Raw genomic sequence first — 12,561 nt, 5'->3', positions numbered from 1 at the left:
TTTTGAAAGCAAACGTCTGATGGGAACTGCTGTCTAATCAGGTCTTGTATCTGGTCAGCTCTGGAATCTGCTGATTGACATATCCTGATGAATCGCATCCTTATTCTTGAACAGTCGTCTCAAGGAATGCGTTGATTTGATGACGGATTTCCTTCAGCTCCGATGCCATCCCATGACCACCACTGTCAAAAGAGACCATCTGTGAATTGGCCAGATGCGTATGATAAAACTCGGCGTGTTCGTAGCCCACCAGAGAATCATCTCTGGCATGCAGAATGATGGCCGGGACCTGGATTCCTTCCATTGCCGCTCCTGATAAGGGCTGAATCTTCCCCTCGTGAATGTTCCCCGGTCGCCGGGGGCTCATGGGATGCATGAATGCCAGCATTTGATCTGCAAACTGTTTTTCGTCAGTGCTGAGAGCCTGATAAGTCTCCGGTGGAATGCCAATGAACCCTAAGAACTGGGTGCGGAAAGTTTTGAGCACCAGCCAATAAGCAAAATCTGATTTCTGAATGGTGTTGACCACTTTTGTGCTTAAGGGAATCTCATCGCCCATATATTGGGAGACGGCCGAAGCCAGAATCAGTGCACTGCTTTGTTCAGGGTAGTCATGGGCAAATTGTATGGCAGAAGGGCCTCCGGCAGAAACACCGAAGATGATCGCCTGCTCAATGTTCAAATGACTCAGTAAATCGGCATAGAGCATTGCCTGCTGTTCAACAGTGGCATTTTCTTCCGGCAGGGGAGAGCCTAAATAGCCGAATCGAGAAACAGCGACTAACTGATAGCCGCTCCCTAAAAACGCCTGTCCCATAAGAAGCCCTTGGTCATAACCCCCTCCAGCTCCATGAATCAATAAGACAGGAGTTCCTTCGCCCTCTGTGCCAAACTCGATTTCACCATTTTCAGTAATGAGCATATGGCTGCCATCCGCTACCCGTTGGTACGCATGGTCGATTTCTCTCGTGTACTGCATCGAGAAAGACAACGCCAACCCCAGCAGCACCAACACCACCAGCCCTACTCCCATTAGCATCATTCTTTTCATCCGAACATCCCTTTCTCCCGAAAAACAAATTATCAGCATTCATTTCAGATAGCCGTTCTGAATGCCTTTAAAATCACCTACACCTTAGCTTATGGCTGCAACAGGTTATCCACCAGGGTCTCAATATAGTGATTCCGTTGCCGCTCATTATATAGATCAATCCCCGAGTACAATAAAAATTCTGCTGGATTAATGCTTGCCACCTGTATGGGAAGCAGCATTTGCAGGGCAATGATCCGTAATTGAATAGAATCCCGTCGATCCCCAAAGATTTCTTTTAGAAGCGGAACGATAAAAAGAGGGGTTTGCATTTCACCATCAAGCAGATTTTGGGTAATGGTGAATTTGATCAGTTTTTCATGCTGCTCAGCAAAACTGTACAGTTTTGTTAACATGGTTTTCAGCTTTTCAACCGGATCTGAACCGGAATATTCACCCGGAGTCGCAAAACCAGCGGCCATTGTTGCCATATAGTTTGCCACAGCAATGCCCAACAGGGCATTTTTTGAACTGAAGTGATAATTGATGAGACCCATGCCCACATTGGCACGTTCAGCCACCTGACGAACGGTGATTTTTTCCACATCCTCCCCCTCAGCCAGCATCGCCACAACCGTCTTGATGATGTTGCTTCTTGCATCTGTGCCGCTCATGTTTTCGCCTCTTTTCCATCTAAATGAAACGTTTGCTGATAATTGTTGAATGCCGCTCGAATGTTGAACGCATTTTGAACATGTTCAGTTTATGCCATCATCAAGCCCTTGTCAACTGTTTTTTCTCTCAATTCAACAGTGGCACGGTGTATGGCGACGTTTCGCACATCCCGATGTCCTTAATACCACCAGTTCGTGGAAAACCAGAGCGTCAGGTGGAGAATGTGACTGAAAAGAAGCCACGGAGAATTGCTTCGCGGCTTCTTTTTGGGGTTAAATGCGTTCTCTTGGCACGTAATAAGTGTGAAGCAACTCATGGGCCTTTTTACCATTGGGTTCTCCCAAAAACGCTTTGTAGAGGCGCATGACCTCCTGATTTTCATGGGATTTACGCTTCTTCTTGCCCTTGTCCTCCCGATAAAGTGCCTCCTGGCGTTTTTTGATCACTTCCATATCACCGTGATGATACGGTTGTCCGCCACCCCCGATACAGCCGCCGGGGCAGGCCATGATTTCAATGGCGTGGTAATGGGACTTGCCGGCCCGTATGTCTTCCAGCAGTTTCCGGGCGTTACCCAGTTCATGGGCGATGCCGATTTTCAGCTCCATGTCCCCCATGGACACCGCGGCTTCCCGGATACCTTCCAAGCCCCTTAAATTGGTAAATTCAACGTTTTCAAGTGTTTCCCCCGTCATCCATTCGTAAGCGGTGCGAACAGCGGCTTCAATGACACCGCCTGTGGTGCCGAAGATGGCGGAGGCTCCTGTACTTTCCCCCATCAGGGAATCAAAATCATCGTCCTTCAGACCGGCAAAGTCGATGCCCGCTTCCTTCATCATCTGGGCAAACTCCCGGGTGGTAATGACAATGTCTACATAGGACTCAGTTCCCTTGGTCAGTTCCTCTCGCTTGGCCTCGGCTTTCTTGGCCAGACAGGGCATGATGGACACCACCGTGATGTCATTGGGGTCAATGTTCTTCTTCTGCGCATAGTAGGTTTTAGCGATCACGCCGAACATCGTCTGTGGTGATGTGCAGGTAGATGGGATATCCAACAGATCAGGAAACTGATGCTCGAAAAACTTCACCCAGGCAGGGCAGCAACTGGTGAGCATCGGTAGAGTTCCCCCATTTTGAATCCGGTGCATCAGTTCTGCGGCTTCTTCCATAATAGTGAGGTCCGCTGCAAAATTGGTGTCGAAAACGCCCTTGAAACCCATTTTTTTCAGAGCAGCGACAATCTTTCCCGTTGAAACTTCACCCGGGGCCATGCCAAAAAGTTCACCGATGGACACCCGAATGGCAGGAGCCACCTGCACCACCACATGACGATTCGGGTTGCTCAGAGCGCTCCACACCAAACCGGAGTTGTTCACTTCTGTCAGCGCGGCAGTGGGGCAGACGGCCACGCACTGACCACAGAAGGTGCAGGAGGTTTCGGACATGGGCAGGTTAAAGGCAGGCCCAACAATAGCATCAAAGCCCCGGTTGACGGCGGAGAGAATGCCGCAGGTCTGCACATCGTTGCAGACGGTTTCGCAGCAGCGGCACATGACACATTTGTTGGGGTCTTTCACCAACGAATGACTGGACTGGTCTTTGGCATAGTTCATTCTGGCGCCCTTCCACTTTATATCTCTGACACCCAGCTCCTGAGCCAACCGCTGGAGCCTGCAATCCATGTTTTTGGCACAAGTGAGGCAATCTTGGGGATGGTTGGACAGCAGCAGCTCAACAGACATGCGCCGGGCAGAAATTGCCCTTAGGGAATCCGTGGTCACCACCATGCCTTCAGTGACTTTTTCTGCACAGGAAGGTACCAGCGTATGACGTCCTGCCACTTCCACCATGCACACCCGACAAGAGGCGGCCTGGTTAACAATACCCAAGTCCTTTAAATTCAGGTGACATAATGTGGGGATCTTCACACCGCATTTTCCAGCGGCATCCAAAATAGTGGTTCCCTGGGGAACCTGCAAATGGGATCCATTGATTTGTACATTAACCAATTCCATTACTGGCACCTCTTTCTATGGTTTGATCACTGCATCAAACTTGCATTTGTCGAAGCAAGCGCCGCAGGAGATACAGGCCTCTTCATCGATGACGTGCACCTGTTTGACGGCACCCGTGATGCAGTTCACCGGACAGACACGGACACAGACAGTACAGCCAATGCACTTCTCCGGGTCAATTCGAAACTTGGCCAATGCCTTACATTCCCCGGCAGTGCAATGTTTGTGAACTACATGGTCTTCATATTCATTGCGGAAGTACTTGAGGGTGGACAGCACCGGGTTGGGGGCTGTCTGCCCCAGCCCGCAGAGAGAAGCATCCTTGATCATGATGGCCAGTTCTTCCAGATGAACCAGGTCCTCGTCAGTTCCTTCCCCCTGAGTGATTTTTTCCAGAATTTCATGCATTCGTTTGGTACCCACACGACAGGGAGTGCATTTACCGCAGGACTCCTCCTGGGTGAAGTCAAGGTAAAACTTGGCAATGTTCACCATACAGGTGGTGTCATCCATAACGATCATACCGCCAGACCCCATCATGGAACCAATGCTTTGGAGAGATTCGAAATCAATGGGTGTGTCCAGGTCGGCCTGGGTAATTACCCCACCTGAGGGCCCCCCTGTCTGCACTGCCTTGAATCCTCTGTTGTCCAGAATACCGCCGCCAATTTCAAAAATCATCTCCCGGAGGGTGGTGCCCATGGGCACTTCCACCAAGCCCACGTTGTTCACATTACCGGCCAGAGCAAACACCTTGGTGCCATTTGAAGTTTCAGTGCCAATGCTGCTGAACCACTGGGGCCCGTTGAGAAGAATCGGAGGGATATTGGCAAAGGTTTCCACGTTGTTGACGGTGGTGGGCTTTCCCAGGTAACCAGCTTCTGAGGGGAAAGGAGGCTTTTTCGTGGGTTCGCCCCTGGCGCCTTCCACAGATTTGATCAGAGCTGTTTCCTCCCCACACACAAAGGCACCAGCCCCCAATTTTATCTCCATGTCAAAGTCAAAGCCAGCGCTGAAAATGTCTTTTCCCAGCAGGCCCAGTTCCCTGGCCTGGTCAATGGCAGTTTGAAGCCGCTTGATGGCCAGTGGGTATTCAGCGCGGATGTAGACGAAGCCTTTGTTGGCTCCCGTGGCATAACCTCCGATGGCCATGGCCTCGATCACTGAGTGGGGGTCTCCTTCAAGGATGGAGCGGTCCATGAAGGCCCCCGGGTCGCCCTCATCCGCATTGCAGATGATGTACTTTTCTGTACCTGGGGCCCGGAGGGTGTACTCCCATTTCAACCCAGTGGGAAAACCGCCCCCGCCCCTGCCTCTTAAACCGGATTCCTTAATGATCTGGGCAACTTCCACAGGTGTCTGTTCCTTCAACACCCGGGCCAGCGCCTCGTACCCCCTGAAGGCAATATACTCACGAATGTCATCCGGGTTGATGAGCCCACAGTTCCGCAGGGCAATGCGGTGCTGTTTCTTGTAAAAACCCATCTGATCATGCTTGTCCAGCCTTTTACTGTCTTCCGGGTCCACGTACAGGAGCCGGGAGACAACACGTCCTTTCACCATGTGTTCCCGAACAATTTCCCCAGCGTCTTCAGGCTTCACCTGCACATAAAACACATTGTCAGGATGGATTTTAATGATGGGCCCCTGACCGCAGAAGCCAAAGCAGCCGGTGCGAATGACCTTTACTTCCCTGGCATACTCAACGATTTCCAGTTCTGCCTTTAAAGTGTCGATGATTTCCTCTGCGGCACATGAAATACAGCCCGTTCCTCCGCAGACCATGATGTGACTTCTCACCCGATCCATTGTTTCTCCTCCTCATCGATCCATGCAGCCGACACGTGACAGGTGCTTATCCTTTTTGGAAGGTGTTAATCAATATGGCGTTATCCAGAAACTCTCCGCCCAGAAGGTGTTTTTGAATGATCTCCCTTGCTCGCTGGCGGTCCACATTGCCGTACAGAACCGGCTCCTCACCAGGCACATTCACCTGCACAATGGGCTCAGAATGGCAATAACCCAGGCATCCCACCTGAATGACCCGGACCTTCTCCATGGCCTGTGCTTCAATTTCCTGGAGGAGGGCGTTCAGCGTGTCTCTGGCACCGGCTGCAATGCCGCAGGTGGCCATACCTACCATCAACTCTGTGATTCCTTCCGGGCTCACACCGTTTTCTCTTAGCATCACTTGCCGATGCGCTTTTTCTCGGATTTTGGTCAGTTCTTCCAGTGATTTAATGGTCATCTCGATGGTCCTTTCTGTACTTTTTCACAAGTTTCCGGGCATCTTCCACTGTCACGTGGCCGTAGATCTGGTCGTTGATCAACACCAGGGGCGCCAGGCCGCAGGCACCCACACAGCGAACATCTTTCAGGGTGAAAAGGCCGTCTTCGGTGGTTTCGCCCGTGCCAATGGAAAGTTCTTCTTTCAGAACATCCAGCACTTTATCAGCATTTCTCACAAAACAGGCTGTGCCCATGCACACACTGATTTTGTATTTTCCCACAGGCTCGGTGGTAAAATAAGAATAAAAGCTGACAACACCGAAGACCTTTGCGCCGGGTATATCCAACTTTCTGGCAATATGCAACTGAACTTCTTTTGGCAGATACCCAAAGATCTCCTGTGCCTGATGAAGAACACGGATGAGGGAACCTTTTCTGTCCGGCAAGTTGTCGATATAAGCATCGAGGGCATCATAGTGTTCTTGGGGAAATCTTGGCATGTTCTTCGCTTCACCAAATTGCTCTTCGTTGTCAACAGGCTGCAAAACTGTCTGAGACATGGATCAACCACCCTTTCTTTAAAATACATGTCAACGCCAATCCCGTTTTTCATCATCACCCCGTTCTTTATGGTCAAAATCAGTTCTTAAACAGCAACGAACATTTCGTCATGAATGACTTCGCTGGCATAATTGTTAATTATTTAACAATTATGCCGAAAAAATAGAGACATTATCAATCATTCATTTTATTAATGGGTAAGTAACGGAGTATCAGCAAAGCCATGAGTCCACCCAGCAGCGCAGTGTATAGTTGGGGCAAAGAAAAGGCATGAATCAGCCGCTGCGGTATGTTCGGCATGAAGAAATGAGCTATGAAACGGATCATTGTCGCCATCACCAGGAATTTTGCTGTGGCAGCGACCAGAAGAGACAAGAATGAAAAGCTCCTTGTCAAACCTTTGCACATCAACGTGTATACAAGAATGAGAGCGGTATTTCCCAGTATGACCACAGGAACCAGCACGGGCAGGGGCATTATTCCCAGAAGAAAGGCCATGAATGGGGTTATGCAGCCAATCAACACCGCTAAAGCAGGACCAACCACAACAGCGGCAATCACCAGGGTCATGTTCACCAAAGGGCCCACAGCGGGCTGTGCCAGTGGCATCAACCCGATCTGAAAACTAAGTGCCAGCGCCATCAGAATGCCCGCTCTGGCCAGCTTTCGATTCACCACTGTTTCAACGTTCTCAATCTGGCGGATCATGTTCGTTCACCAACCCTTTCTCTTTTAGGTTTCCAAAGCTTACTCCAATTGAGCAAAAAACTGCTCGTCAGTATTAGTATACACGGATGCTCTATTACTTTTCAAATTCACGTTTATCAACCTGATTATGTAAAATGATTATATCAGACAGTATTTTATTTTGTCAATTATTTAACAATTAAAGCAGATTATTTTTCTATTTCACGGTTCCATCTCACGAACACTTTTTACGGCAGCTGCAAAATGATTCACCCCCCGCTCGTCTGAACTGCAGGGGGTGCTTTAACATATTCACCTGTTGCTATTTGCGATGATCAACTGCGTCCGAAAAATATCCTGTATAGATCTTTTTTTCAACTGTTTGGGGAATCACCAGCTGTTTAAACCCAATGGTGTCTTGACTTGCCATCATGCGCCCGCTGGCCAGTTTTTCATCTTCCTTTGATCGCCAATGCAGCATGAGGATCCAGGCGCTCTCATCTGCCTGAGCCGCGCTCATACCTCCATATCCCTCCTGGGATCGGTAGAAAACATCCAGTATTTGAAACCCTTCCAGTGCTTTCTTCTTTTCAGTCCCCTGCAGTAAATCAAACCTGACAACTTCCACGCAACCTTCTTTCATCACATTTCCTCCTTTGGCTTTTCTTAGTTCAAGCATAAAGGAATCAGAACGATGAAAATTGTATAAAAGCGACAGGCTTTCACACATCACATTTTAATCATATGGTTCTTTCACTTATAACAGATTAAGCATATCCGTTGGATCATTGGAGCACTGCATGCCTGGCATGTAATCAGCGTATTTTTTAAGCTGCCTGATATAATAGAGCACTTCAGATTGTCTATGCAGGTTCCATGAGCGTCATTCGACAGACATGAATACACTGCTGCAGGTTGCCACTATGGTTGCCGTTTTCCCAACACTCTCCATGATCTTATCATCATCCACATACGCATGGCACCTGTTCGAATGCCCGTGATCAGGCTCCCATCCATGACACAGATAAGGGCCCCGTTGGTGCCGTCATAGAGTAAAATGGTGCCGATCATGGTGACTTCTGACAAAGAAGACAGCGGATCATCCCTGTCTGAAAAGAATGTCTCCAGTTCCAGTACACTTGCCGGTAAAAGACACCTGGTCAGAGAGATCCTGGAAAAGAACCATTCCATCATCCCGAAAAGTGGTATACTGTTTTCAACAATGAATGGAAGATGATGCTGCCCATTAACGGCAACATCATCTTCTGGAGTGCAATCATTATAGACATCGACAATCTTTCACAGAGGAGACGATCCCATGACCATTCCTGTAAAACTACTTACCTTGCTAAAAAATGAAAAACTCTGTTTTCTATCCACCAGCCACCAGGACCACCCTCATGTAAGCCTCATGAATTTCACGTACCTGCCTGAAAAAAATGTGATCATTCTCACCACCCGTGTCGACACCACTAAAATGTCATACATGAACCATAACCCTCATGTGGCATTGCTCTTTACCCATTTATCGGATACCAACCGTCCACCGGTCAGTTGCACCGTATACGGAAAAGCCCATGTGGCGGATCCAACTCAGGATAATTTTTACCGACAAGCCCATCTCCAACGGCACCCGGGCATGGAACCCTTTATCATGGGGGAACACATTTCGGTGGTAACTGTCCACATTCAACACGGCAGTATCGCCAATATCCAAGACCAAGTCTCCAACTGGTCATTGTAAACTCCGCCACCATCACTTAATCTTCACCATGTGGTTCCTTCACTTTAACAGCTTAAACTTAACCGTTGGATCATTGGTGCGCAGCATGCCTGGTGTGTAGTCAGTGTATTTTTTATACTGCCTGATAAAGTGAGACTGGTCATAGAACCCACTGGCAAAACCAATTTCAGTCAGATCCATTTGACCGCTCCCATAGATCATTTCTCTTGTCGAGTCTTCAAACCGCAGAATCTGCAAAAAAGCTTTTGGACTGACACCGACACAGCGAAGAAATAACCGTTCCAAATGACGCGTGGATATTCCCGCATCTTTGCTAAAATACCTGATATTATCTGGTTTATTCTCAGCAAAAGAACGGAGAATGGGAATGAATTGCATAGATGCTTCTGATCCTAACGCAAATGATTGTATCAGGTAATCCAGCTTGTTAGCCACCTGTTGATCCAGCTGGCTGCCGCCCCCATGAATTTCAGCAATCTCTCTGCTGAGATCAGGGGAGAACTGTTGGAGTGAATGAATGCCATCAGACAGCCTGTTCATTTCCACATTGAAAAGAAGATGAAATCCCCAGGGATGAAAGCTGACGCCCCACACCTGAGCTTCCTTAAGAACTTTGACCTGCACGCTGCGAAGACGCATTCCATGAACATGCGGATCCCCGGGCACGATGACCCGATTATCCAAGTGATATTCAAAGGTGCCGGGTGGCGCCACAATCAGGTCCACATGGTCCATGGGCATGAGAATCCCTTCCCCATGACCAACGCTGGTGGTTACCGACCAGTAGTGCCGCACAATATTCCCTAATAGTCTTTCATCAGCTGTAAGCTTAGTGAATCGACTCATTCGGTGCCTCCCTGACCTTTCCCATTATCCCCTGTGCCGCATACACTTTTGCTGTTCATCAGTACCGCACCACCCATTCGATCAAGCTCACCCATCAACCATGGACAGCTTCTTCACCATCACATAATCTTCCCGGTTTTCTGATACAATGGCAAAACCCATTGAATGTACAGCCACATAAAACATGATTCTTAAAAACGCCTGATCTGCTGATGTGGCATCACGTATCTGAACCGATAGCGACATTGTCAGATTACCTCCTTCGGGTTTTCTTCCCAGCGTTCTTCAATTCAAAAGCATTTACCCCGTTTGGTCATCCTTCAAGCCCCTATCCACGCCGATGGTAGAAGCATCAGTATTTCCCAACTGTTTATATGCTGACAGTCACCGTACACACTACACCTTGTTTCTGTTATTGGCCAATTCATCTTCCAGTTTTTTCTTCTCATTCTCCAAGTCACCATATGCTTTCGCAGCGGCATGTTCGCGTTCTTTCTGCTGCTTGTTCAGCTCAGCCTCCAACTTTTCCTTCTCACTCTCCAGAAGTTTGATGCGTCGCTCCAGCTCTTTTTTGTACCCGCGATCTCCCTGCGAATTGACATAGTTATGGATGCTGCGAAAGATGCCCAGAAAGCCCATTAATACTGCCCCTGCAGCGGCAGAAACCAGGATCAGCATAAACAGCGTGAGACTGACAGTCCCCAAAAGGTAGTTCACCGTAACAACTTCCTGATTGATGATCGCAATGACCGCTATTAATATGCCAATCAACAGCGCCAAAAACAAGAACATTTTACGCATTGCCTTTTCTCCTTCCATTCTCCAATCACCATTGCCTTTAACATTGCTCTTGAAATCTTTATAATGAAAATTACTGTCCCATTAGCTCCATAAACTCTTCCCCTGTAATGGTTTCTTTTTCCAGCAGGTGCTTGGTTAATGCTTCCAGTTTCTCCCGGTTGTCTGCCAGAATCTGGTTGGCTTTTTGGTGACAGGTTTTGATGATCCGCAGCACTTCTGCGTCTATTTTTGCAGCCGTTTCATCGGACACTGTGAGCGTGCTGTCTCCCCCCAGATACACGTTGGTGGTAGTTTCAAGACCCATCATGTCAAACACGTCGCTCATGCCATATTTGGTCACCATGGCCCGGGCAATTTTGGTTGCCTGAGCAATATCGTTGGAGGCACCGGAGGTGATGGAGTTAAAAATCAGCTCTTCCGCTGCACGGCCTCCCATGAAAGTCGTGATCTTATCCAGTGCCTGGTCTTTGGACAGCAGCAGCTGTTCTGTAGCGTCCACCTGCATGGTATATCCTAAAGTGCCGGAGGTGCGGGGCACAATGGTGATTTTGTGAACAGGGGCTGAATGGCCCAATTTGGCTGTCACCAAAGCATGACCGATTTCATGGTATGCGATGATACACTTGTCTTTGGGTTGGATGACGGCATTTTTCCGCTGGTAACCAGCAATGACCACTTCCACAGATTCTTCCAGGTCGCTCTGGAGGATGGTTTTGCGCCCCATTTTCACAGCACGCAGGGCAGCCTCGTTAATCATATTGGCCAGATCTGCTCCAGAGGCACCGGAGGTGGCCCGGGCGATGGTGTTGAAGTCCACATCAGTTCCCAGTTTCACCTTTTGAGCATGGACGACTAAAATCGCTTCCCGGCCAGCCAGATCCGGCAGCTCCACAGGAATGCGCCGGTCAAAGCGGCCTGGCCGCAGCAAGGCTTTATCCAGGGTTTCCGGCCGGTTGGTGGCAGCCAGAATGATGACTCCCTTATCTGCATCAAAACCATCCATTTCACTGAGGAGCTGGTTCAATGTCTGTTCCCGTTCATCATTTCCACCGGGTCCTCCAACTGAACGACTCTTGCCAATAGTGTCAATTTCATCAATAAACACAATGCAGGGGGCCTTTTCCTGGGCTTGCTTGAATAAATCTCTGACACGGGCGGCGCCCATACCCACAAACATTTCCACAAATTCCGACCCAGAAATGGAAAAAAAGGGCACTTTGGCTTCCCCGGCAACGGCTTTTGCCAGCAGGGTTTTTCCCGTTCCCGGAGGGCCTACCAGCAGGGCACCCTTGGGCACCACAGCCCCCACCTCTGTGTACTTTTGAGTGTTATGAAGGTAATCAACGATTTCCTGAAGAGCTTCCTTGGCTTCATCCTGCCCTGCCACATCTTCAAAAGACTTCCCCGTCTGGGCCTCCACATACACTTTCGCGTTGCTTTTTCCGAAACTCATGGCATTTCCAATCCCGGTTTTGGATTGCATCCGCCTGATGAGAAACTGCCCCAGAGCGATGAAAATCACCAGGGGGATCACCCAGGAAAACAGCATCGTCATCAAAGGGGACGTTTCTTTGGGAATCACTTCCTCAAACCGTTTAATATCAGCCTGGTACAAACGTTCCGCCAGCTGGGGATCTTCCATGCGGCCGGTGATAAAGAGGGTTTCATTCCCCTCAGTATCCACGGTAACGAATCCGATCTCCTTCTCCTTCACTTCAACGCTAATCACTGCGCCGCTGTCCACCTCCCTCAGGAAGGTGCCGTAGTCCACCTCAGTGATTTCTTCCTTCGAGAGATTCGGGTAGATAAACATGTTAAATAGCAGCAATAACACCATGACGATCATATAGTAGTATAAAAAAGGCTTGCGGTGGTGTTTATCAAAGTTCATAGCTGTTCTCCTTCCACGCAGCAGTCTTCTCTGTTGAGCAATGAGGTGTTGGTCCGCTGGTCCAGCATGTTGTCAACGTCCC

The 12,561-nt window shown here is 48.9% G+C and carries 14 protein-coding genes; 1 reads left to right on the top strand and 13 read right to left on the bottom strand.

Going from position 1 to position 12,561, the window contains the following annotated elements; translation table 11 throughout:
• Nucleotides 1-100: 100 nt before the first annotated feature.
• The 9 genes from AAIG11_RS00265 to AAIG11_RS00225 all read right to left on the bottom strand — a co-directional run bounded on the left by AAIG11_RS00265 (nucleotide 101) and on the right by AAIG11_RS00225 (nucleotide 8,391).
• On the bottom strand, nucleotides 101-1,051 hold the full coding sequence (locus AAIG11_RS00265; RefSeq protein ID WP_343184277.1) for an alpha/beta fold hydrolase: 951 nt from the start codon (nucleotides 1,049-1,051) through the stop codon (nucleotides 101-103).
• An 89-nt stretch (nucleotides 1,052-1,140) separates the two neighbouring features.
• On the bottom strand, nucleotides 1,141-1,704 hold the full coding sequence (locus tag AAIG11_RS00260) for a TetR/AcrR family transcriptional regulator (protein WP_343184276.1): 564 nt from the start codon (nucleotides 1,702-1,704) through the stop codon (nucleotides 1,141-1,143).
• A 273-nt stretch (nucleotides 1,705-1,977) separates the two neighbouring features.
• Nucleotides 1,978-3,720: an NADH-dependent [FeFe] hydrogenase, group A6 gene (locus tag AAIG11_RS00255; protein ID WP_343184275.1), complete on the bottom strand. Its 1,743-nt coding sequence runs from the start codon at nucleotides 3,718-3,720 to the stop codon at nucleotides 1,978-1,980.
• A gap of 15 nt (nucleotides 3,721-3,735) precedes the next feature.
• The gene (locus AAIG11_RS00250) at nucleotides 3,736-5,529 is read right to left on the bottom strand and encodes an NADH-ubiquinone oxidoreductase-F iron-sulfur binding region domain-containing protein (RefSeq protein WP_343184274.1); all 1,794 of its coding nucleotides are present in this window, start codon (nucleotides 5,527-5,529) and stop codon (nucleotides 3,736-3,738) included.
• Nucleotides 5,530-5,575: 46 nt separating this feature from the next.
• Complete coding sequence (locus AAIG11_RS00245) at nucleotides 5,576-5,968, bottom strand: (2Fe-2S) ferredoxin domain-containing protein (protein ID WP_343184273.1); 393 nt, start codon at nucleotides 5,966-5,968, stop codon at nucleotides 5,576-5,578.
• Nucleotides 5,958-6,449 carry an NADH-quinone oxidoreductase subunit NuoE family protein gene (locus tag AAIG11_RS00240; protein WP_343184590.1) on the bottom strand — a complete coding sequence of 164 codons (492 nt, stop codon included), beginning with the start codon at nucleotides 6,447-6,449 and terminating at the stop codon, nucleotides 5,958-5,960. The genes AAIG11_RS00245 and AAIG11_RS00240 overlap by 11 nt, the downstream gene beginning before the upstream one ends.
• A gap of 235 nt (nucleotides 6,450-6,684) precedes the next feature.
• The gene (locus tag AAIG11_RS00235; protein ID WP_343184272.1) at nucleotides 6,685-7,218 is read right to left on the bottom strand and encodes an ECF transporter S component; all 534 of its coding nucleotides are present in this window, start codon (nucleotides 7,216-7,218) and stop codon (nucleotides 6,685-6,687) included.
• A 301-nt stretch (nucleotides 7,219-7,519) separates the two neighbouring features.
• Nucleotides 7,520-7,840 carry a hypothetical protein gene (locus tag AAIG11_RS00230; RefSeq protein ID WP_343184271.1) on the bottom strand — a complete coding sequence of 107 codons (321 nt, stop codon included), beginning with the start codon at nucleotides 7,838-7,840 and terminating at the stop codon, nucleotides 7,520-7,522.
• Between the two features lie 278 nt (nucleotides 7,841-8,118).
• On the bottom strand, nucleotides 8,119-8,391 hold the full coding sequence (locus tag AAIG11_RS00225) for a hypothetical protein (protein WP_343184270.1): 273 nt from the start codon (nucleotides 8,389-8,391) through the stop codon (nucleotides 8,119-8,121).
• Between the two features lie 124 nt (nucleotides 8,392-8,515).
• On the opposite strand from AAIG11_RS00225, the gene AAIG11_RS00220 reads away from it, so the two are divergent.
• The gene (locus tag AAIG11_RS00220) at nucleotides 8,516-8,941 is read left to right on the top strand and encodes a pyridoxamine 5'-phosphate oxidase family protein (RefSeq protein WP_343184269.1); all 426 of its coding nucleotides are present in this window, start codon (nucleotides 8,516-8,518) and stop codon (nucleotides 8,939-8,941) included.
• Nucleotides 8,942-8,980: 39 nt separating this feature from the next.
• On the opposite strand, the gene AAIG11_RS00215 is transcribed toward AAIG11_RS00220, so the two are convergent.
• From AAIG11_RS00215 to ftsH, 4 genes are all read right to left on the bottom strand, one after another.
• The gene (locus AAIG11_RS00215) at nucleotides 8,981-9,787 is read right to left on the bottom strand and encodes an AraC family transcriptional regulator (protein ID WP_343184268.1); all 807 of its coding nucleotides are present in this window, start codon (nucleotides 9,785-9,787) and stop codon (nucleotides 8,981-8,983) included.
• An 87-nt stretch (nucleotides 9,788-9,874) separates the two neighbouring features.
• Nucleotides 9,875-10,033 (bottom strand): hypothetical protein, encoded by a 159-nt coding sequence (locus tag AAIG11_RS00210; protein ID WP_343184267.1) that lies wholly within the window; start codon nucleotides 10,031-10,033, stop codon nucleotides 9,875-9,877.
• Between the two features lie 150 nt (nucleotides 10,034-10,183).
• Nucleotides 10,184-10,588: a LapA family protein gene (locus AAIG11_RS00205; RefSeq protein ID WP_343184266.1), complete on the bottom strand. Its 405-nt coding sequence runs from the start codon at nucleotides 10,586-10,588 to the stop codon at nucleotides 10,184-10,186.
• 70 nt (nucleotides 10,589-10,658) lie between these two features.
• Nucleotides 10,659-12,479 (bottom strand): ATP-dependent zinc metalloprotease FtsH, encoded by a 1,821-nt coding sequence (gene ftsH / locus AAIG11_RS00200; protein ID WP_343184265.1) that lies wholly within the window; start codon nucleotides 12,477-12,479, stop codon nucleotides 10,659-10,661.
• Between the last annotated feature and the right edge of the window lie 82 nt (nucleotides 12,480-12,561).

The sequence above is a fragment of the Anoxynatronum sibiricum genome (genome assembly GCF_039414295.1).
Taxonomy (GTDB): domain Bacteria; phylum Bacillota; class Clostridia; order Peptostreptococcales; family Tindalliaceae; genus Anoxynatronum; species Anoxynatronum sibiricum.
The sequence above is the reverse complement of the archived record's forward strand: the minus strand, read 5'-3'. Positions and strand labels throughout refer to the sequence as shown.